Genomic DNA, 21,347 nt, shown 5'->3' with positions numbered 1-21,347 from the left:
TTGGCAGAGACGGTATTGGAACGTTTTCTCGCCGACGAGGCGGCGACGGCAAGGCTTGGCGAGGACCTTGCCATGGCGCTGCGCGCCGGCGACGCGATCGCGCTGAAGGGTGATCTCGGCGCCGGGAAGTCGACGCTGGCCCGTGCCCTGATCCGGGCGCTCGCCGACGACGCCGGCCTCGAAGTGCCGAGCCCGACCTTCACGCTGGTGCAGAGCTACGAGACGCGGGTGCCAGTGCACCATTTCGACCTCTACCGCCTTTCCTCGCCGGACGAACTCGACGAGCTCGGGCTCGACGATGCGCTGGCGCAGGGTGCCGCGCTCATCGAATGGCCGGAACGGGCCGGGGACCGTCTGCCGGACAATGCGCTCCAGGTCGAGCTTGCCGAGCAGGGCGCGGGCCGGTCGGCAAGGATCTCCGGGCAGGGAGCAACGTTCGAACGGGCGGCGCGATCGCTGGCCATGCGCGATTTCCTGGCCTCTGCCGGATGGGGTGAGGCGGGCCGCCGTCATTTCGTCGGCGATGCTTCCGCGCGCTCCTACGAGATCGTCTCGCTACCCGGCCAGGCGCCGCGGGTGCTGATGAATTCGCCGCGCCTCGTGCTCGGTCCGCCGGTGCGCGACGGCAAGCCCTATGCGGTGATCGCCCACACGGCCCAGTCCGTCACCGCCTTCGTCGCCATCGACCGGGCGCTGCTTGCCGCCGGCGTCAGCGTACCGGCGATCCACGCGCAAGACCTCGACCAGGGCTTCTTGCTGCTCGAGCATCTCGGCTCGGAGGGTTTTCTCGGCAGCGACGGCCAGCCCATCGCCGAACGCTATGAAGCGGCGGCGGAACTGCTCGCCATGATGCACGGCAAGGCGTGGCCCGACCGCATGGAGGCCGCGCCGGGCGTGTTCCACGACGTGCCGCCCTTCGACCGCGACGCCATGCTGATCGAGGCAGACCTTCTGGTCGACTGGTATGTGCCGTGGATTACGGGCAAGCCGGCGAGCGATGCATTGCGAGCCGGCTACCACAAGGAATGGAGTGCCTTGCTCGACCGGCTCGCGGGCAGCGAATACACACTGATGCTGCGCGACTTCCATTCGCCCAACATCATCTGGCGCGCAGATCGATCCGGCCTCGACCGGCTCGGCATCGTCGATGTGCAGGACGCACTGATCGGGCCGGCGGCTTACGATGTCGCCTCGCTGGCCATGGACGCGCGCGTCACCGTCTCGCCCGAGATCGAGCAGCGCACCGTCGCAGCCTACGTCGCGGCCCGCCGCGCTGCCGGCGCCTTCGACGAAGCGGGTTTCGCCGAGGCCTATGCGATCATGGCGGCGCAGCGCAATTCGAAGATCCTCGGCATTTTCGTGCGGCTCGAAAAGCGCGACGGCAAGCCTTACTATCTGAAACACCTGCCGCGCATCCGCGACTATCTGAGAAGAGCGCTGGCGCATCCGGCGCTCTCCGGGTTACACGACTTCTATGTCGCCCATGGCCTGCTGGAGGAATGACCGACTTGAAGGTGAACGATCTGGGCCTAAAGCTAACGGACGAGGCGCTAGTCCCAACGACGGCAATGGTGCTCGCGGCCGGTCTTGGCAAGCGCATGCGGCCGATCACTGACACAATGCCGAAGCCGTTGGTGAAGATCGCCGATAAGACATTGCTGGATTGGGGGCTCGACAGCCTAGCTGCCGTTGGCGTCAAAAGAGCCGTCGTGAATGTTCATTATTTTCCTGAGCAGATCGTAGCCCATGTCAAACAGCGACACGCACCGCGGATCGTCATTTCCGATGAGCGCGATGGATTGCTGGACTCTGCCGGTGGAATCATCAAGGCGCTCCCGGACCTGGGCGTCCGGTTCTACGTGCTCAACGCCGACACATTTTGGATAGAGAGAGAGGTTTCCAACCTCTCGCGACTCGCCCATGCTTGGCGAGGTGCGAAAATGGACATTCTGCTGATGCTCGCGGAACTCCAATCGGCGACCGGACATTGCGGCAGCACGGATTTCCTGATGGCGCCGGACGGTACTTTGCGGCGTTCTAAGGGAGATTCGGCGGGGCTGATCTATGCTGGCGCGGCGATTGTCCATAAGCGCATCTTCAACGACGCGCCCGCGGGCCCGCATTCGCTCAACGCCTATTTCGACAAGGCGATTGCTGCCGGCCGCCTGTTCGGCGTGAAGATGCAAGGCCGCTGGATCACCGTCGGCACGCCCGACGCCATTCCGCTCGCCGAAGCGGCCGTCGCCGGCGCGCTAGCGAAGGCTATATGAGCGGCTCGCGCCGCGTCTTCTCCATCCCGCCCGGAGCGCCGTTCCTGCCGACGCTGGCGGAGGCGTTGCTCGACGGCCGGCTGATCCCAGGCTTCCGCTTCGACGGCGATCCGCTGGCACTGGCCGACGCCACGATCTATGTGCCTACGCGGCGCGCGGCGCGTGCGCTACGCGGCGCCTTTGTCGACATGCTCGGTAAACGCTCGGCTATCCTGCCGACAGTGCGGCCGCTCGGCGAGTTCGACGAGGACGAGGCGGCCTTCAACGCCGAGGCGGCGCCGGCCATCGAACTCGCGCCGCCGATCGCCCCCCAGGAACGGCTCTTGTTGCTTGCACCGCTGGTGCGGGCCTGGAAGGAGAGCCTGCCGGCGCATGTCGCGGCCCGCTTCAACGAGGAATTCGTCGTGCCGACCTCGGCCGCCGACGCCATCTGGCTGGCGCGCGATCTTGCCCGGCTGATGGACGAGATCGAGACCGAGGGCACGGATTGGGCGAAGCTCGCGACGCTTGTCACCGGCAATCTCGCAGGCTGGTGGCAGGTGACGCTCGATTTCCTCGGCATCGTCACCGACAACTGGCCGCAGCTGCTCGCAGAGCGCAACCGTTCCAATCCGGCCGCGCACCGCAGCGCGCTGATCCGGCTGGAAGCGGCGCGGCTGAAGCGCAATCCACCGAGCGGCCCGGTGATCGCCGCCGGTTCGACCGGCTCCATTCCCGCCACCGCCGAACTGCTTGGCGTCATCGCCGGGTTGCCTAACGGGGCCGTGGTGCTGCCGGGGCTCGACGGTGAGCTGGACGACGCGTCCTTCGCGGCGATATCGGCACCCGGCGCGCGACCGGCAACGCTCGGCCACCCGCAATATGGCCTCGCCAAGCTGATCGGCGGCATCGGCATATCGCGCCGCGATGTCGAGGAGATCGGCGCCACGTCGAGGTCGCTCGTGCTGCGTGCGGCCCTTGTCGGCGAGGCGCTGCGACCAGCTGAAACCACCGAGCGCTGGACAGAGACGCGGCCACGCTTCACGGCGACAGACTTCGAGCGGGCGCTGGGCGGCGTGACGCTGGTGGAGGCGGCCAACGAGCGCGACGAAGCGGTGGCGATCGCGATCGCGCTGAAGCGCGCCGTGGAAGCGCCGGGCAAGCGCGCGGCGCTCGTCACCGGCGACCGCGCGCTGGCGCGGCGGGTCTCGGCCGAGCTGCTGCGGTTCGGCGTCGTCGCCGACGATTCCGGCGGCACACCGCTAAGCAACACGCCGGCTGCCAGCCTGCTCAGGCTGGCACTGAATGCTGCGTTCCGGCCCGGCGATCCGGTCGGTCTGCTGTCGCTGCTCAAGCATCCGTTGCTTGGCCTCGGCCTCGAACGCCAGACGGTTCGCAAGGCGGCCGAATTGATCGAGTTGGCGGCGCTACGCGGCGGCACCGGCCGGCCCGACATTGCCTCGCTTGGTGAGCTTTTCGAGGCGCGGCTCTCCGGGCTTGGCGGCGACAGCCGCCGGCCTTTCTGGTTCCCGCACCTCACCGTGCGCGGCATCGAGCAGGCACGGGATGTGCTTGGCCGTCTTGACCGCGCGCTCTCCCCGCTCACGGTGATACGCGGCGAGAAGGACGCCGACATCGCGACGCTGACGCGGGCGAGCGTCGTGGCGCTGGAAGGTCTTGGCCGCGCGGCCGACGGCAGCCTGACCGAACTCTATGCCGGCGACGCCGGCGAGAAGCTCGCCGAGCTGCTGCGCGAGCTGGTCGCCGCATCCTCGCCCTTCACCTTCGCGGCCAGCGAATGGCCCGACGTGATGGAGGCGCTGATCGCGCCGGAAACGGTCAAGCCGGCGCAAGGCACCGACCGCAACATCGCCATATGGGGCGCGCTGGAAGCCCGCCTGCAGAGCGTCGACACCCTCGTCATCGGTGGGCTCAACGAAGGCGTCTGGCCGCGCAAGCCCGAGAGCGATCGCTTCATGTCGCGGCTGATGAAGACCGGCATCGACCTCGAGCCGCCGGAACGCCGCATCGGCCTTGCCGCGCATGATTTCCAGATGGCGATGGGCGCTGAAACGGTGGTGCTGACGCGTTCGGCGCGATCCGGCGACGCGCCGGCGGTGCCGTCGCGCTGGCTGCAGCGCATCCTCACCTTCATCGGCAAGGACCAGGCGATGGCGCTTGGCCGGCGCGGAGATGCGCTGCTTGCCTGGGCGCGCGCGCTGGACTCCGGCGAAAGGAAGGATTTCGCGGCCCGCCCGCAGCCGAAGCCGCCGCTGCACCTGCGGCCGCAGCATTTCTCGGTCACCGAGATCGAGACGCTGCGCCGCGACCCCTATGCGATCTATGCCAGGCGTATCCTCGGCTTGATGCCGCTCGATCCGCTGATCCGCGATCCGGGCGCTGCCGAGCGCGGCACGCTGTTCCACGAAATCCTGCATCTGTTCTCGCGGCGGGTGGAGGATCCAAGGGCGCCGGGCGCGCTGGCAAGCCTGATCGAGGCCGGCCGCATATGTTTTGCCGAAGCAGCGCTCCCGCCCGATATCGAGGCGGTGTGGTGGCCGCGCTTCGAGAAGCTCGCCGCAAATATCATCGAATGGGAGCATACGCGGGCCGACGCCGTCGCCAGGCGCCATGCCGAGGAGCGCGCCGAAAAAACGGTCGTCGGCCGCACCGGCGTCACCCTCTCGGGCTATGCCGATCGCGTCGACCTGCTTGCCGGCGGCATGGCCGATATCCTCGACTACAAGACCGGCTCCTCGCCGTCGAAGGCGCAGGCGCACACGCTCTTGTCGCCGCAGCTGGCGCTCGAAGGCGCGCTGCTCAGGCGCGGCGCCTTCAAGGAACTCGGCATTTGCGAACCCTCGCAGCTCGCCTTCGTGCGGCTGAAGCCGAATGGTGAGGTGTTCGAGGAATCGATCCTCGAATACAACCGCAAGCCGAGGACCGCCAACGAGCTTGCCGAGGAAGCCTGGGCGCGGCTAGAGAGGCTGCTGTTCCACTATGCCGACCCGCAGGCCGGCTATCTGTCGCGCGCGCTGCCGTTCCGCGAAGGCGAAGCTGATGGCGACTACGACCATCTCGCCCGTGTGCTCGAATGGTCGGCCGGCGGCGCCAGCGAGGACGAGGCGGAAGGATGAGATATCCGATCCCCTCCGATACCGCCGCCAGCCAGGCGCGCGCTTCCGACCCGCAATATTCCGCCTGGGTCTCGGCCAATGCCGGTTCGGGCAAGACGCATGTGCTGGCGCAGCGCGTCATCCGGCTTTTGCTCAACGGCACCGATCCGTCGAAGATCCTGTGCCTGACCTATACGCGCGCCGCCGCCGCCAACATGTCGAACCGCGTGTTCTCGACCTTGTCGGAATGGACAGCATTGCCCGATGCCGAACTCGCGGTGAGGATCGCGGCGCTCGATGGGAGAACTGCCGACCGCGACACCATGCGGCGCGCGCGCCGGCTGTTCGCCGAGGCGCTGGAGACGCCGGGCGGCTTGAAAATCCAGACCATCCACGCCTTCTGCGAATCGGTGCTGCACCAGTTCCCGCTCGAAGCCAACATCCCGGCGAATTTCGAGATGCTCGATCCGCAGATGGAGGCCTCGCTGTTCGCGGATGCGCGCCGCGACATGATCTCGGGCGCCGGCGCCGGCGTCGAAGGCCTGGCGGAGGCCTTTGCCATGGTGCTGGAGCGCGGCGGCGAATTCGGGCTCGACGCGCTGCTCTCCGAGATCGTCCGCAAGCGTGACGAATTGCGCGGTTTCATCCAAAAACTCGGCAAGGGCCGGAATTTCCGGCCGCTCTTTGCCGAATTCGGCTTCGGGCCCGGACAGGCGGCCGAGGACATCGCCACGTCCATGTGGCCTCTGCCGGGCTTTGCGGCCAGCCAGTTCGCAGAGTTTGCGCGAGCGGCGGACGCGACCGACGCGCGCACGGTGCTGAACAATGTCTTGCCTTATGCGCGAGCCGCGTTCGCCGAAGCCGAGCCCATCAGGAGACTCCGGCTGCTGGCCAAGGCGTTCCTGCGTTCGGACGGCGATCCCTACGACCCGCCGAAAGTATTCAAGAAGGCGTTGGTCGACCGGCTGCCCGATCTGCCGGAGCGCTATCTGGCGGCTGCCAGGGCGATCCTCGACGTGTCGGACCGGCTGGCGCTGTTCCGCATGCTCGAAGGTACGGCCGCCGCGCTCACCGTCGCCGGCTGGCTGATCGCGCGCTATGAGCAGTTGAAGCGAAGCCGCGGCTTCCTCGACTTCAACGATTTGATCACCCGTACGGTCAGCCTGCTGTCGCGGCCCGACGCCGGCCCATGGGTGCAATTCAAGCTCGACCAGGGCATAGACCACATCCTGCTCGACGAGGCGCAGGACACCAGCCCCGACCAGTGGGAGGTGGTGAAGAAGCTGACGGAAGAATTCTTTGCCGGGCTCGGCCAGCGCGAGGCGGTCAAGCGCACGGTATTCGCCGTCGGCGATGAAAAGCAATCGATCTATTCCTTTCAAGGAGCCGCGCCCGATTCCTTTGCCGAGAGCCGGCTTCTGTTCGCCGGCCGCGTGCGCGACGCCGAAGCCTCATTCGCCGACCTGAAGCTCACCTGGTCGTTCCGCTCGAGCGACGATGTGCTGGCCGCGGTCGACCGCGTCTTCACTGAACCGGGCGTGCGGCGCGGCATCAGCCACGATCCCGATCCGTTGAACCATAAGGCGATCCGCACCGACGCGCCGGGCTATGTCGAGGTATGGCCTTCGATCGGCGCCGAAATGGTCGAGGAGCCCGACGATTGGACCTTGCCGATCAACCATGCCAGCGCGCCGGCGGTGCGCGTGGCCGAGCATGTCGCCACGACGATTCAGAGCTGGCTAAGGAATGGCGAGGTCATCGAGGGCAAGGGCCGTAAGCTGACGGCCGGCGACATCCTTGTACTGGTGCGCAAACGCGACCGCTTCGTGCATGCGCTGTCGCGCAGCCTTAAGAACCGGCAGATTCCGGTCGCCGGCGCCGACAGGCTCAGCCTGCCCGGCCACATCGCCGTGCAGGACCTGATCGCGCTTGGTCATTTTTTGATCCAGCCGGAGGACGACCTGTCGCTCGCCGCCGTGCTGCGCAGCCCGATCTTCGAGGTTTCGGAAGAAACGTTGCTGGCGCTCGCCGGCGAGCGGCCGCCCGGCCAGTCGCTGATCGCTTCGCTGAGACAACATTCGGCCGGGGACGAGGCCCTGGCCGCCGTCGTTAGCCGGCTCGATGCCTGGGCGAACGAAGTCGCCTTCAAGCCGGTGTTCGAGTTCTATGCCGCCGCGCTGGCGCGCGACGGCCTGCGCCGCAAGATGACGGCGCGGCTGGGGCCGGAAGCCGGCGACATCCTCGACGAATTCCTGAGCTTTTGCCTGGCCGAGGAGCGCACCGGCCTGCCGGGGCCGGAATCCTTCCTCTCGACACTTGAGAACAGCGGCCCCGAGATCAAGCGGGAAATGGACCAGACCCGCGACGAGGTGCGCGTCATGACCGTGCACGCCGCGAAAGGCCTGGAGGCGCCGGTCGTTTTCTTGGTCGATGGCGGTTCGGCGCCGTTCAGCGACCAGCACCTACCGCGGTTGATGGCCTTCGAAGGCTCGGGCGCGCAGTGGAGGGGCAAGGGCTATCTCTGGCGCTCGGCCAGCGACGTCGCCAATGGGGTGTCGCGGGCCGCCTCGGCGCGGGCGCGGGAGCTTGCCGACGACGAGTACCGGCGGCTGCTCTATGTCGGCATGACGCGCGCCGAGGACCGGCTGATAGTCTGCGGCTACCACGGCAAGCGGGCGCCGAGCACTGGCACCTGGCATTCAGTCGTCAGCCGGGCGCTGCTAGGAGCTCCGGAAAGCGCCGAGCGGCGGCATCCGGCGACCGCTGATGCGGCGGTGCATCGCTTCCACATGACCAAGCTGCCGCCGGTGGCGCTCACCGGAGCGGATGAGACCGCGTCATTCGAGCATGCTGCGCCTTTGCCGGACGGCCTGTTCCGGCCGCTGCCGCCTTATGAGGAATTGCCGCGGCCGCTTTCGCCCTCCGGCGCATCGGCGCTGATCGACGAAGCGATCGAAGCGCTGCCCGACACGCGCTCGCCGGTGCTCGACGCCGATGCCGAGCAAGGCTTCGCTGTGATGCGCGGACTGGTCCTGCACAAATTGCTGCAGATGCTGCCCGGCATCGCCGAGGGCGACAGGCGAGATGCGGCGGAACGCTATCTGGCGCGCGCCGGCGTCGAATGGCCGGCCGAAGAGCGCGCCAAGGCGCTCGAAGCTGTGATTTCGATCCTGTCGGACAGCCGCTTCGGCGCGCTGTTCTCGCCGTCGTCGAGAGCGGAAGTCGCCGTCATGGGCAGCCTGGAGGTGAAGGGCAGGCCGCGCTCCATCTCCGGCAAGATCGACCGGCTGGCCGTCACCCAGGAAAAGGTCTCGATCGTCGACTACAAGACCAACCGGCTGGCACCCGCAAGCCTGGCCGAAGTGCCGCCGGCCTATGTTCTGCAGCTTGCGCTCTACCGCGCGCTGCTCAAGCCGCTCTATCCGGGCCGCGAGGTGACGGCTGCGCTGCTCTTCACCGAGGCGCCGCGCCTGATCGAGCTGCCGGCCAAGGCTATGGACGATGCCCTTGCCCGACTCACGGGAGCGTGACACAAGAACTGCTTGAACATCGCCGCCACACCCACCACATTTGGTGCCAACCTAAGTTTTCGAAAGGATTTCCGCATGGCCACCGTCAAAGTCGACAAGGGCAATTTCCAGGCCGATGTGCTCAATGCCAAGGAGCCGGTCGTGGTGGATTTCTGGGCCGAGTGGTGCGGTCCCTGCAAGATGATCGCCCCGGCGCTGGAAGACATCGCCAAGGAGCTCGGCTCGAAGATCAAGGTCGCCAAGCTCAACATCGACGAGAATCCCGAGTTGGCCGCGCAGTATGGCGTGCGCTCGATCCCGACGCTGATGATCTTCAAGGGCGGCGAAGTGGCCGACATGAAGGTGGGCGCGGCGCCGAAGACCGCGCTGTCGCACTGGATCAACGGCAGCCTCGCCTGAGCCAATCCAAAGATTTGAAGAAAAAGCCCGGCCATCGCGCCGGGCTTTTTCTTTGGCGCCATCGCTGACGGCGCCCTGGCCCTCGCAGGCAGGCACTTCATGCCCTCTGCTTGGAAAAAAGGAGAGCGCTATGACCGGAACAGCCAAGGCCACCGTCTTTATCGACAATGAGCGGGTGATCGTCACCGAATACCGCTTCGCGCCCGGCGCCAATACCGGCTGGCATCGCCACGGCCACGACTATGTCGTGGTGCCGCTGATGGACGGCAAGCTGAAGCTGGTGACCAAGGACGATCCTTCGCCGAGATGAAGAAGGGCGCGCCCTATTTCCGCAAGGAAGGCGTCGAGCACGACGTCATCAACGCCAATGACGGCGAATACGCCTTCATCGAAATCGAGCTGAAATAGGCGCCATCACCAGTCGGCGACGCGGTCGCCGCCGGTGAATTGCGCGCTCTTGTGCGTGTATTCGAACAGCTCGATCTTCACGCCGTTGGGGTCCTTGATCCAGGCCTGCCAGGTGTCGTCGCAGGCTAGCTTCTTCGGCGTGACTTCTACCCCTTTCGACCGGATATGGGCGATGGCCGCTTCGATGTCTTCCACCTCCAGGCAGAAGTGGTTGATCTGGTTGCGGTCGCTGTAGCTGGCCTCGCTCTTCTCAAAAACCTCGACATGGCTGCGGCCGCCGCATTCAAGGTAGAAGCCGAAAATTCTGCCGTCGCGCAGGAAATTGAACCTTGTGTCCATGCCAAGCACATCGCGGTAGAAGCCGCGCGTCGCCTCCAGGTCATGCGCGAAGATGCAGACATGGGCGAGTTGCTTCACCTTGATCATTGCCCAACTCCTCGGCCCAACTTCTCGCAATTGCCCCGGGGGTGCCTCTATCAGGTCGGCGGCGTGCCGTTCTCGTCCAGCACCGCGCCAGCGAAATAGAGCGAGCCGCCGATGAGAATCCGCGGCGCCGGACCGTCCCAGCCGTCGCGTAACAGCATCAACGCATTGGCGACGGAGCTGACCGGCTCGGCCGACAGGCCGGCCTCGGTGGCGCGCAGCGCCAGCTCGTCGTTCGGTACGCCGGCATCGCTCTTGCTCACCGGCACCGTGTAGACATGCCGGGCAAGCCCCTTGAAGGCGCTGAAATAGCCGCTCTGGTCCTTGGTGTTGATCATGCCGGAGATGAGAATCAGCGGGCGCGGGTTCTTCTCTTCCTGCTCGGCCAGCGCTTCGGCGATGACAACGCCGGCGCCCGGATTGTGGCCGCCGTCGAGCCATATCTCGGCACCCTTGGGCGCCAGGTCCACCAGACGGCCTTGAGACAACTTCTGCATCCGGCCCGGCCAGGCGACATTGGTCATCGCCCGTTCGGCGGCGCGATGGCCGATCTCGAAGCCGGCCGCCTTGACCGCGGCGATTGCCGCGGCGGCATTGGCGAACTGATGACGTCCAGGCAGGCGCGGCAGCGGCAGGTCCATCAGCCCGTCCTCGTCCTGATAGACCATGCGGCCGTTCTCCTCGAAGGCCAGGAAATCCTGACCGTAGACGACGGTCGGGCAATCCAGCCGCTCGGCGGTCTCGATCAGCACCTCGAGCGCCGTCTCGCTTTCCTGCGCGCCGATGACCACCGGGCAGCCGCGCTTCATGATGCCGGCCTTTTCGGCCGCGATCAGCTCGACGCGGTCGCCGAGATAGGCTTCGTGATCCATCGACACCGGCGTGATCACCGTGGCCGCAGGCCGTGCGATGACGTTGGTGGCGTCGAAGCGGCCGCCGAGGCCGACCTCGATCATCGCGGCTTCGGCCGGATGCTCGGAAAACAAGATGAAGGTGACGGCGGTGAGTATCTCGAAGACGGTGATCTTCTCACCCCGATTGGCCTTGGCGACGCGTGCGATCGCTTCGGCAAAAACATGATCGTCGACCAGCCTGCCGCCGCCTTCCGCAGCCAACCGGTAGCGCTCGTGCCAGTTCACCAGATGCGGCGAGGTGTGGACATGGACGAGGTGGCCGGCCGCCTCCAGCAGAGCCCGCGAGAAGGCGGCGCAGGAACCCTTGCCGTTGGTGCCGGCGATATGGATGACCGGGGGCAGCCGGTCCTGGGGATTGCCGAGACGCTCGAGCAGCCGGGTGATGCGGTCCAGCGAAAGGTCGAAGCCTTTCGGATGAAGCGTCATCAGATGTTCGATTTCACGGTCGGCGGCAAGCGTTGTCATGGCGGAATCCTAGAGCGGTTCATCATTTCATGGAAATGCAGAACCGCTCTATCTTTTTGTTTGTCGCAATTCCGCACGGAAAACCGGAATTGCTTTAGCGCCGGACCCGAAACCGGGAATCGATTTCGGAAGGGCCTTGCGTGGATCAGAAGCTACAGCACGCGAGGCACGGCGCAAATCGCGGTTCGCGGCGAACGGTGTCGCGTCAGGCCTGCGGCCGGGATTCGGCGGCGACGACCGCTGGCGGCAGGACCTCGTGTTCCGCCGGCTTCTCGGCGTCCGGGACCTTGAGCAGCATCTTCAACAGCCGCGCGATGGTCGAGCGCATCTCCAGCCGCGAGACCACCATGTCGACCATGCCGTGCTCCATCAGATATTCGGCGCGCTGGAAGCCGTCCGGCAGCTTCTCGCGGATGGTCTGCTCGATGACGCGCGGCCCGGCAAAGCCGATCAGCGCGCCGGGCTCGGCCATGTGGACGTCGCCCAGCATGGCATAGGAAGCGGTGACGCCGCCGGTGGTCGGGTTGGTGAGCACGACGATGTAGGGCAGACCGGCTTCCTTCAGCCGGTCGACACCGATCGTGGTGCGCGGCAGCTGCATCAGGGACAGAATGCCTTCCTGCATGCGGGCGCCGCCGGAGGCGGCGAACAGGATCAGCGGCCGCCTGCGCTGTAGGGCAACCTCGAAAGCGTGCACGATGGCATCGCCCGCCGCCATGCCGAGCGAACCGCCCATGAAGGCGAAATCCTGCACGGTGACGATGACCGGCAGGCCTTCGACGGTGCCGGCGGCGTTGAGGATCGCGTCCTCCATCCCGGTCTTGGCCTTCGCCTCTTTCAGGCGATCGGTGTAGCGCTTCTCGTCGCGGAACTTCAGCGGGTCCTGGACGACCTTGGGGTTTTCCAGCGTCTCGTATTTGCCGTCGTCCAAAAAGTATTTCAGCCGCTCCCTGGCCGAGATCTTCATGTGATGACCGGAGGACGGGATGACGAACTGGTTCTGTTCCAGATCCTTGTGGAACACCATCTCGCCGGTCTCGGGATCCTTGATCCAGAGGTTTTCCGGCATGTCGGTGCGCCGGCCGAGCATCGAATTGATCTTCGGACGAACGTAGTTGGTGATCCAGTTCATGGCTTCGGCTCCTGTCCTGACGAAGAGGTAGGAAAGCTATTCGGCAGCAGCAAGGCGGGCCGAACGGACGCCCTGGGCAAGGCCGCTGACCAAAGTGGCGACGGCCTCGGCCGGGTCGGCGGTCTTCTCGCCCTTGGGTCCGAGCACATTGGCGACCGCGTTGACGATCGCGGTGCCGACGACAACACCGTCGGCGGAGGCGCCGATGGTGCGCGCCTGCTCGGCAGTCTTGACGCCGAAGCCGACGCAGACCGGCAGCGCGGTGTGACCCTTGATGCGCTTGACCGCCGCCGCAACCTTGGCCGTGTCGGCAAGAGCGGAGCCGGTGATGCCGGTCATCGACACGTAATAGACGAAGCCGGAGGTGTTCTGCAGCACCTTGGGCAGGCGCCTGTCGTCGGTGGTCGGCGTGGCGAGGCGGATGAAGTTGATGCCAGCCTTCAGCGCTGGGATGCAGAGCTCCTCATCCATTTCCGGCGGCAGGTCGACGACGATCAGCCCGTCGATGCCGCTAGCCTTGGCGTCGGTGAGGAAGCGCTCGACACCGTAGATGTAGATCGGGTTGTAATAACCCATCAGCACGATCGGCGTGTCTTGGTCGCCGGCGCGGAATTCGGCCGCCATCTTCAGCGTCTTGACCAGCGTCTGGCCACCCTTCAGCGCCCGCAGCCCTGCCGCCTGGATGGCCGGGCCGTCGGCCATCGGATCGGAGAACGGCATGCCGAGCTCGATGACGTCGGCGCCGGCGCCGGGCAGCGCCTTCATGATCGAAAGCGAGGTATCGTAGTCCGGGTCGCCGCCCATGAAATACGTGACCAAAGCCGGGCGGCCCTCGGACTTCAACTTCGCCATGCGGCGGTCGATGCGGGTCGTCATTGTCAGATCTCCATGCCCAGCATCGAGGCTACCGTATGCACGTCCTTGTCGCCGCGGCCGGACAGGTTGACGATGACGATCTGGTCCTTGTCCATGGACGGCACGATCTTCATCGCGTGCGCGATGGCATGCGCGGATTCCAGCGCCGGGATTATGCCTTCGACACGGGTCGTGAGCTGGAAGGCTTCCAAAGCCTCATCGTCGAGGATCGGCACATACTCGACGCGACCGCTGTCGCGCAGCCAGGAATGCTCGGGCCCGACGCCCGGATAGTCGAGGCCGGCCGAGATCGAATGGCCGTCGAGTATCTGGCCGTCGGCGTTCTGCAAGAGATAGGTGCGGTTGCCGTGCAGCACGCCCGGCGCGCCGGCATTCATCGAGGCGCAGTGCTCGACGCCGTCGAGGCCGCGGCCGCCGGCCTCGACACCGATGATGCGGACATCCTTGTCGTCGAGGAACGGATGGAACAGGCCGATGGCGTTGGAGCCGCCGCCGACGGCAGCGATGATCGTATCAGGCAGCCGGCCCTCCTGCTCCAGCACCTGGGCGCGGGCTTCGGAACCGATCACCGACTGGAAGTCGCGCACCAGCTCCGGATAAGGGTGCGGGCCGGCGGCGGTGCCGATCAGGTAATAGGTGTCCTCGACATTGGTCACCCAATCACGAAGGGCTTCGTTCATGGCGTCCTTCAGCGTGCCGTGGCCGGCGGTGACCGGCCGAACCTCGGCGCCGAGCAGTTTCATGCGGAAAACGTTAGGGCTCTGCCGGGCAACATCGGTGGCGCCCATGTAGACGACACAAGGATAGCCAAAGCGCGCCGCAACGGTTGCCGAAGCGACGCCGTGCTGGCCGGCGCCGGTCTCGGCGATGATGCGCTTCTTGCCCATGCGCTTGGCGAGCAGGATCTGGCCGAGGCAGTTGTTGATCTTGTGCGAGCCGGTGTGGTTGAGGTCCTCGCGCTTGAAATAGACCTTGGCGCCGCCGAGATGTTTCGTGAGGCCTTCGGCGAAATAGAGTTTTGACGGCCGCCCGGCATAATGGGTGGAGAGGTTCTGCAGCTCGGCCTTGAACTCCGGGTCGTCCTTGACCTCGTTCCAGTGCCGTTCCAGGTCGAGGATCAGCGGCATCAGCGTCTCGGCGACGAAGCGGCCGCCAAAGATGCCGAACATGCCTTGCTCGTCGGGTCCGGTGCGGAAGGAATTGGGTATCACCGGCTTGTTCATCGCCGATCTCCTCGGTCTTGACTGGTGAGCATGTCCCTGTCGCGAAAACGGTTCCCACTTTTCCGGGACATGCTTATTTCGTTCTTGAGCATGTCCTTATCGGAAAACCGGATTCCACTTTTCCGGGACATGCTCTGGGTTTGAGCCCCTCAGGCGGCGCGGTCGTCGCGCGCGGCCCTGACGGCCCGGAAAAACTGTTCGATCAGCGCCGGATCCTTGACGCCCGGAGCGCTTTCCACGCCGGACGAGATGTCTAGTCCGGGCGGATTGGCCAGTCTCAGGGCATCGCCGACATTGGCGGCGTTGAGCCCTCCGGAAAGCATGTAATCGAGGCCGGCGTCAAGGCCGGCGAGGACGCGCCAATCGAACGCGACACCGTTGCCGCCCGGCAATTCCGACCCTTTAGGCGGCTTGGCATCGAACATGAAGCGATCGGCAATGCCGGCATAGGGTTTTATCCGTTCGAGATCCGCCGCTTCGCTGACCGACACCGCCTTCATCACCGGCAGGCCATAGCGGGCCTTGAGCTCCGCCACCCGCGCCGGTGTTTCGGAGCCGTGAAGCTGCAGCATGTCGGGATGCATTTTCGCCACGATCTCGTCCAGGAACGCATCGGTTGCATCGACAGTCACGGCAACGGCCTTGGCCTTGCCGGCGGCCGCCTGACGCAACCGGCCAGCCTCGGCCGGCTCGACATAGCGTGGGCTTTTGGCGAAGAAGATGAAGCCGACATGGCTGGCACCGCCGGTCAGCGCCGCGGCCATCGCGGCGTCGGTCTTCAATCCGCAGATCTTGATGTCGAGCGTCATGGCGCGGGATTGGCACGAAACGGCCGAAGAGTCGAGAAAAAGCATGCTGTTTGCCGCTCGCGCGGAACGCGCTATTTTCTCTTGGAGGCAATAGGGCGGGAGCAGGAACCATGGCAGACGAAACCGTCGCCCAACTCAGGCAGAAGATCGCGCAGGCGCGCGAGGTGATCGCGCACCTGATGGACAAGGCCGCCTTCAACGGCGCCGAGGCGCACCGGGCGCTGGAGTATTTCAGCAGCGATGCGTTTGATCGGGATTTTTTGCCCTGGCCGCACCAGGGCGAGGAAGGGCTGAGGCCGGAGGAGCTCAACGCGGCGAATGATGATTGAGGGGTTTTCTTAGGGCGCTAACCGCTCTCGTTCGTCATCCTAGGGCGGAGCGACGCGTAGCGGCGCGCAGACCCGAGGATCCTGTGTGACATCAGCCGAAGAATGCCACGACGGAGAGTAGTCACGTCTGGGACGTCTCACCCGAAAATCATCGCAACTCCTGAACTGTTGCGACGCTCGCCCGTCACGGCATGGATCCTAGGGTCTGCGCCGCGTCGCTTCGCTCCTTGCTCCGCCCTAGGATGACGACACCTGAGACGGCTTCGCCAATCTCCCACGTTTCACCAAGGCAGACGAGTCTTCACACCGCCGTCGCCGTCCCTAATCAAACACGATCGCCTGCAACGCGCCGCCGTTGCGCTTCAGCCAGTCCTTGCAGCGGTCGGTGTCGGGACAGAGCTTCTCGCACAGCTTCCAGAATTTCGGGCCGTGGTTCATCTCCTTCAGATGCGCCACTTCATGCGCCACCAGGTAATTGATGACCGGCGGCGGCGCCATCATGATGCGCCACGAGAAGGAGAGATTGCCCTCCGAGGTGCATGACCCCCAGCGGCTGGAGGTATCCTTATACCGGATCGCCCTGGCGCGCTTGCCGATCGCTTCGGCATGCTTGACGACCAGCTTCTCGATCTCGCGCTTGGCCTCGCGCTTCAGATAGTCGGCGATGCGGCGCGGCAGATGGATACGCTCACCATGGACGACGAGCAGCGGTCCGCGCTCGTCGCGCAAGACGGTGACGGTGCCGCGTTTTGCCGGCTCATGGACGATGCGGTGCGGCACGCCGCGGATCGGGATCCTGATGCCGGGCCGTACCTGCGGGCGCGTCGGCACCTTGGCCAGGCGCTGCTCCAACCAGTCCTGGTGGCGGTCGAGGAACTTCTCGACCTCGCCGCGGCGCAGGCCGGGCGGCACGGTGATGCGCAGCCCCTGGCCGCCGGAATCGATGCGCAGCGTCAGCCGCCGGGCCCTGGCGCTCTCGACGATCTTGAGCGGCAGCGTGCGGCCGGCAACACAATGCTCGCGCTCCACGACGGGCGCGGGCTTGGGCTTGGTCAGGTTGCGAAAGAAGCCGAGGGACATGGCTGGACGATACGCGATTCGAGGAAAACGGCCAGAGCAGGGAAGCTACATGGAGAACAAAAAAGAAACGGCGCCGCTCGCGCGACGCCGCATATCGTACCGGGGCCTGTCGCCTGGCCTCAGTCGTCAGTCGTCGAGCAGGTTCGTGCCCTTGCCGCGCTTCGGGGCGGTCTTTCCGGTCGTGTCGCTTGCCTTGGTCGGGGCGGTCGACTTGTTGCGGTTCGCCATGAAGCGGTCGAACTCTTCCTGGTCCTTGGCGCGGCGCAACTCTCGGGCATACTCGTCGAACTCAGTCAGCATCTCGTCGAGCTTGCGGCGCTCCTCGGCAAGGCGCTCGAGCTCCTTCTCGCGCCAGTCGTCGAAGGCGACGTTGCCGGTGCGGGATGAGCCGTGGCCCCAGCGGGCGGCCTTGTCGGAGCTGCGGCGGCAGCCGGCGAAGATGCCGTCGGTGGCGCGGTTGACGTCGCGCTTGAAGCCATCGAGCCGGTCGCCCCAGATGATGTAGGCGAGCATGGCGAGACCGAGCGGCCAGAACACCATGAAGCCGATCACCATCAGCGCGATGGTCGCCGGCGTCCAGGCCGGACGGATCAATGCGGTTGTGTTCATTTTCTCCCAATCCTTCCGTTGGAGACAGCCAAACCGGCTGCGTGGAATCGAAATGGGAAGGCGAAATCGGCGATTCAAGACAAGTTCGGCCAAAACCGGCGAAGGGCCTGAAATGATTATCGCTTTTTGATTTTCTCGAGGAAAAGCACTGCCATTCCGGCGACCAGTCCCCAAAACGCCGCGCCGACGCCGAACAAAGTGAGCCCCGAGGCGGTGACCGCGAAGGTGACCGTGGCCGGCATGCGCTCGCCCGCGTCATGAAGCGCGATCGACAGCGCGTTGGCTAAAGGCGCCGTCAGCGCCAGGCCGGCGACCAGCACGATCAGGCTTTGCGGCAGGACGGCGAAAATCGCCACCAGCGAGGCGCCGAAGATGGCGAAGACCAGATAGGCAAGCGCATAGAACGGCCCCGTCTTCCAGCGCTCGGCGGGATCCGGATGGACGTCCGGCCCGGTGCAGATCGCCGCCGAGATCGCCGCCAGATTGGTGGTCGAGGCGCCGAACGGTGCCGAAAGCAGCGAAAACAGGCCGGTGACGCCGATCAGCGGGCCAGGCTCCGGATGGTAGCCGGCGGCTTTCAGCACGGCGAGGCCGGACAGGTTCTGCGAGGCCATGGTCACGAGGTAGAGCGGCAAGGCCAGGCCGACGATCGCCGAGATGGTGAACTGCGGCGCGATCACCGTCAGCGTCGACAGCTCCGGCGCCGGCAGGCCGCCGACACGGCCGGTGAGGAAGGCGGCAAGCCCGCCGCCGATCAGCACCACCAGCACCGAAACCGCCGGGTTGAACAGCCGGATGACGAAGAAGGCGGCGATCAGCGGCAGGATCAGCCAGGGATCGGCGGGAATGGCCTTCACCGCATTGATGGCGAAGCCGACCAGGATGCCGGCCAGCATGCCGGAAGCGACCGAGGCCGGAATCATCGCGATCAGCCGGGTCAGCGGCTTGAACAGGCCGGTAGCGATCAAGAGGATGCCGGTGACGATAAAGGCGCCGACCGCTTCTGGCATGGTGAAGCCGCTGGAGGCCGCGATCAGCGCGAGGCCCGGGGTCGACCAGGCGGTGATGACCGGCATCTTCGTGCGCCAGGACAGCCACAGGCATTCGATGGCCATGGCCAGGCAGATCGCCGTCACCCCGCTCGCGGTCTCGATCTGGGTGGCGCCGATCGCCTTGGCGGCGGCGATGACGATGGCCAGCGTGCCGCCAAAGCCGACGATCGCCGCGACGAAGGCCGATATCGGGATGGAGATGCGCATCGTCAGGCGACCCGCCGGACCATGTCGGCGACGGCGCGCTTGAGCATGTCGAGATCCTCGGGGCGGGACAGGCGATGGTCGCCGTCGGGGATCAGCGACAGCGTGACGTCGTCGGACGGCAGAAGCGCGGCGAGCTTCAGCACATGGCCTGACGGCACGTCGGGATCGGCCAGGCCCTGCAGGATATGCACCGGGCAGTGGGTGTCGATCGGTCCGGTCATCACCCGGTTCGCCCGGCCGTCCTCGATCAGCGCGCGCGTATAGATATAAGGCTCGGCGGAATAATCCGACGGTTCCTCGAAAAATCCCTTTTTCGAAAGGTCGCGCTTCTGTGCCTTGGTCAGCACCGGCTCGATCAGCTCGACCGTGAAGTCCGGCGCCGGCGCAAGCAGCACCAGGCCGGCGACGCCGGTGTCGCCGGCCTTGCGCAGTTCCTGCACCATGCGCAGCGCGATCCACGCCCCCATCGAGGAGCCGACCAGGATCTGCTTGCCCTTGCTGAAACGCCGGAAGACGGCGAGGCTTTCGGCCAGCCATTTCGAGATCGTGCCGTCGGCAAAGTCGCCGCCCGACTCGCCGTGCCCGGAATAGTCGTGGCGCAGATAGGCGTGGCCTTCGCCGGCCGTCCAAGCCGACAGCGCCTCGGCCTTGGTGCCCAGCATGTCGGACTTGTAGCCGCCCAGCCAGACGATGCCTGGTGCTGAGCCCGACGCCTGCCTGACGGCGATGCTTGCCCCGTTCACGTCGATGACAACTGGCACGCTGGTGTTCATGACCTTGTCCTTTCCGGCCGGTCTTTTGGCACAACCGGTGGTTCGCAGGAAAGGGTGCGCGCCGTTTCTTCGCTTGGTGCAGACGATGGCAAGCTTCCTGGCAAGCTTTGAGGTGATTTCCTGGCGAGGCTGTGCTATTGACTCCGGCCGCGCGCTCACCACATAGGCGCGTCCACCGATTTGAATCCAACCCCTGAACGAAACGGCCAAGGAGACCACGACCATTCGCAGACCTTTCAAAGCAGCGGCACCCACCAAGGACGGGCCGCGCTCCAACCGAGACATCCGGGTGCCCCGGGTACAGCTCATCGACGCCGAAGGCCAGAACCGTGGCGACGTTTCCATCAACGACGCATTGCTGCTCGCCGAAGAGGCAGGGCTCGATCTCGTCGAGATATCGCCCAACGCGCAGCCGCCGGTCGTCAAGATCCTCGATCTCGGCAAGCTGAAATACGCCAACCAGAAGAAGGCGGCCGAGGCGCGCAAGAACCAGAAGGTCATCGAGATCAAGGAGATCAAGATGCGCCCGAACATCGACAGCCATGACTACGAGACCAAGATGAAGGCCGTGCGGCGCTTCTTCGAGGAAGGCGACAAGGTCAAGCTGACGCTGCGCTTCCGCGGCCGCGAGATGGCGCATATGGAGCTCGGCATGCAGCTTCTGAACAAGGTGCGCGAGGAAGTGGCGCCGATCGCCAAGGTCGAGGCGGAGCCGAGGCTCGAAGGCCGCCAGATGATGATGGTGCTGGCGCCCCGTTGACAGGGCGCCTTCCCTTCGCTCCAGGAGCCATTCCGGCGCGACGGCAGCTGTCGCGCCGATCACGTTTCGAGAAAGTGACCGGCCGGCACTGCTTCGTGCTTTCTAGCGGTCCTTCGTTCCACGGAAACGCAGGACCGCTCTATCTCTTTTGTCTTGACGCAATTCCGGACGGAAGACCGTTTCAGACTTTTCCTGGAATTGCTCCAAAATCCGCCCGAATTGCCAGGCACGGCGACCCGATGATCGGCGGGGCGCCTGTTTTCTATCCGATCGCCGGCAAAGAACACGACGATCGGATTGGCCATGGTCGATGAAACAAAGGTTCCGGCCGACAACCAGATAGAGGGGTTGGGCGGCTACCAATATATGCGTCGCGTCGTGCTGACGGTGCTGATCGTGGTGCTGTTCGCGGCACTCTTGTTCGGCCAGTCGACCTTTCGGCCGGATACGCCGGTGCACGAGTCGATCGAGATGTTCGGCGTGCTGCTGATCTTCCTCGGCATCGCCGGGCGGCTGTGGGCGACGCTCTATATCGGCGGACGCAAATCCTCCGAAGTGGTCACCGGCGGGCCCTATTCGATCACCCGCAACCCGCTCTACGTGTTCTCGACGGTGGCCGCCGCCGGCGTCGGCGCGCAGATCGGCTCGTTCTCGGGGATCATCCTCTTCGCGCTGCTTTGCGCGGGCGCGTTCCACATCGTCATCCTGCGCGAGGAGAAATTCCTCAAGCAGGCGCTCGGCGCCCCTTACGAAGCCTATCTGGCGCGCGTTCCGCGCTTCCTTCCGAAACTCTCGCTCTACCAGGAAGGCGACACCGGCAGCTTCAAGCCGCGCCTGCTGTTGAACACGCTGCTCGATGGGCTGGTATTCCTCGTGGCGCTGCCGGCCTTCGAGCTGATCGACGGCGCGCAGCAGTCGGGGGTTCTGCCTGTCCTGTTCCGGATGCCATAGCGGCGGCGGACAAGGCGTCGCACTCCGGCAGGTGTTGCACTC

At 65.5% G+C, this 21,347-nt stretch carries 18 protein-coding genes and 1 pseudogene; 9 read left to right on the top strand and 10 right to left on the bottom strand.

Annotated features, from left to right (window positions below):
• The 6 genes and pseudogenes from tsaE (at window position 1) to EH240_RS28690 (ending at window position 9,702) form a co-directional block, all read left to right on the top strand.
• Complete coding sequence (gene tsaE, locus EH240_RS28715) at window positions 1–1,503, top strand: tRNA (adenosine(37)-N6)-threonylcarbamoyltransferase complex ATPase subunit type 1 TsaE (protein ID WP_125004910.1); 1,503 nt, start codon at window positions 1–3, stop codon at window positions 1,501–1,503.
• Between the two features lie 65 nt (window positions 1,504–1,568).
• Entirely contained in the window at window positions 1,569–2,270 is a 702-nt protein-coding gene (locus EH240_RS28710; RefSeq protein ID WP_167484199.1) for a nucleotidyltransferase family protein, read from the top strand.
• A complete protein-coding gene (gene addB, locus EH240_RS28705; protein WP_125004907.1) occupies window positions 2,267–5,386 on the top strand; it encodes a double-strand break repair protein AddB in 3,120 nt (1,039 codons plus the stop codon). The genes EH240_RS28710 and addB overlap by 4 nt, the downstream gene beginning before the upstream one ends.
• Window positions 5,383–8,895 (top strand): double-strand break repair helicase AddA, encoded by a 3,513-nt coding sequence (gene addA, locus EH240_RS28700; RefSeq protein WP_125004905.1) that lies wholly within the window; start codon window positions 5,383–5,385, stop codon window positions 8,893–8,895. Before addB ends, addA begins: the two co-directional genes overlap by 4 nt.
• A 75-nt stretch (window positions 8,896–8,970) precedes the next feature.
• Window positions 8,971–9,294, top strand: coding sequence for a thioredoxin (gene trxA, locus EH240_RS28695; protein ID WP_040972836.1), 324 nt, complete (start codon window positions 8,971–8,973; stop codon window positions 9,292–9,294).
• A gap of 130 nt (window positions 9,295–9,424) precedes the next feature.
• Window positions 9,425–9,702, top strand: a pseudogene (locus EH240_RS28690) (cupin domain-containing protein).
• A gap of 6 nt (window positions 9,703–9,708) precedes the next feature.
• Here EH240_RS28690 and EH240_RS28685 read toward each other — a convergent pair.
• From EH240_RS28685 to EH240_RS28660, 6 genes are all read right to left on the bottom strand, one after another.
• Window positions 9,709–10,128 (bottom strand): VOC family protein, encoded by a 420-nt coding sequence (locus EH240_RS28685; protein WP_125004903.1) that lies wholly within the window; start codon window positions 10,126–10,128, stop codon window positions 9,709–9,711.
• A 50-nt stretch (window positions 10,129–10,178) separates the two neighbouring features.
• Complete coding sequence (locus tag EH240_RS28680; protein WP_125004901.1) at window positions 10,179–11,504, bottom strand: bifunctional folylpolyglutamate synthase/dihydrofolate synthase; 1,326 nt, start codon at window positions 11,502–11,504, stop codon at window positions 10,179–10,181.
• A gap of 205 nt (window positions 11,505–11,709) precedes the next feature.
• Window positions 11,710–12,636 carry an acetyl-CoA carboxylase, carboxyltransferase subunit beta gene (gene accD, locus EH240_RS28675; RefSeq protein WP_125004899.1) on the bottom strand — a complete coding sequence of 309 codons (927 nt, stop codon included), beginning with the start codon at window positions 12,634–12,636 and terminating at the stop codon, window positions 11,710–11,712.
• Window positions 12,637–12,672: 36 nt separating this feature from the next.
• The gene (gene trpA / locus EH240_RS28670; protein WP_125004897.1) at window positions 12,673–13,512 is read right to left on the bottom strand and encodes a tryptophan synthase subunit alpha; all 840 of its coding nucleotides are present in this window, start codon (window positions 13,510–13,512) and stop codon (window positions 12,673–12,675) included.
• A 2-nt stretch (window positions 13,513–13,514) separates the two neighbouring features.
• Complete coding sequence (gene trpB, locus EH240_RS28665) at window positions 13,515–14,735, bottom strand: tryptophan synthase subunit beta (protein WP_125004894.1); 1,221 nt, start codon at window positions 14,733–14,735, stop codon at window positions 13,515–13,517.
• 149 nt (window positions 14,736–14,884) lie between these two features.
• Complete coding sequence (locus EH240_RS28660) at window positions 14,885–15,544, bottom strand: phosphoribosylanthranilate isomerase (RefSeq protein ID WP_125004979.1); 660 nt, start codon at window positions 15,542–15,544, stop codon at window positions 14,885–14,887.
• A gap of 110 nt (window positions 15,545–15,654) precedes the next feature.
• On the opposite strand from EH240_RS28660, the gene EH240_RS28655 reads away from it, so the two are divergent.
• Window positions 15,655–15,873, top strand: coding sequence for a hypothetical protein (locus tag EH240_RS28655; RefSeq protein ID WP_125004892.1), 219 nt, complete (start codon window positions 15,655–15,657; stop codon window positions 15,871–15,873).
• Between the two features lie 321 nt (window positions 15,874–16,194).
• Here EH240_RS28655 and EH240_RS28650 read toward each other — a convergent pair whose 3' ends face one another.
• The 4 genes from EH240_RS28650 to EH240_RS28635 all read right to left on the bottom strand — a co-directional run bounded on the left by EH240_RS28650 (window position 16,195) and on the right by EH240_RS28635 (window position 19,594).
• Window positions 16,195–16,953, bottom strand: a complete 759-nt coding sequence (locus EH240_RS28650) for a M48 family metallopeptidase (protein ID WP_125004889.1) — start codon at window positions 16,951–16,953, stop codon at window positions 16,195–16,197.
• A gap of 126 nt (window positions 16,954–17,079) precedes the next feature.
• The gene (locus tag EH240_RS28645; RefSeq protein WP_125004888.1) at window positions 17,080–17,562 is read right to left on the bottom strand and encodes a DUF2852 domain-containing protein; all 483 of its coding nucleotides are present in this window, start codon (window positions 17,560–17,562) and stop codon (window positions 17,080–17,082) included.
• A 116-nt stretch (window positions 17,563–17,678) separates the two neighbouring features.
• Complete coding sequence (locus EH240_RS28640) at window positions 17,679–18,821, bottom strand: benzoate/H(+) symporter BenE family transporter (protein WP_125004886.1); 1,143 nt, start codon at window positions 18,819–18,821, stop codon at window positions 17,679–17,681.
• Window positions 18,822–18,823: 2 nt separating this feature from the next.
• A complete protein-coding gene (locus tag EH240_RS28635) occupies window positions 18,824–19,594 on the bottom strand; it encodes an alpha/beta hydrolase (protein WP_125004884.1) in 771 nt (256 codons plus the stop codon).
• Between the two features lie 223 nt (window positions 19,595–19,817).
• On the opposite strand from EH240_RS28635, the gene infC reads away from it, so the two are divergent.
• Both infC and EH240_RS28625 read left to right on the top strand, forming a co-directional pair.
• Window positions 19,818–20,354 (top strand): translation initiation factor IF-3, encoded by a 537-nt coding sequence (gene infC, locus EH240_RS28630; protein ID WP_125004882.1) that lies wholly within the window; start codon window positions 19,818–19,820, stop codon window positions 20,352–20,354.
• A gap of 303 nt (window positions 20,355–20,657) precedes the next feature.
• Window positions 20,658–21,305 (top strand): methyltransferase family protein, encoded by a 648-nt coding sequence (locus EH240_RS28625; protein WP_125004880.1) that lies wholly within the window; start codon window positions 20,658–20,660, stop codon window positions 21,303–21,305.
• Window positions 21,306–21,347 lie beyond the last annotated feature (42 nt).

This window comes from Mesorhizobium tamadayense (genome assembly GCF_003863365.1).
Classification (GTDB): Bacteria; Pseudomonadota; Alphaproteobacteria; order Rhizobiales; family Rhizobiaceae; genus Mesorhizobium; species Mesorhizobium tamadayense.
The sequence above is the reverse complement of the archived record's forward strand: the minus strand, read 5'-3'. Positions and strand labels throughout refer to the sequence as shown.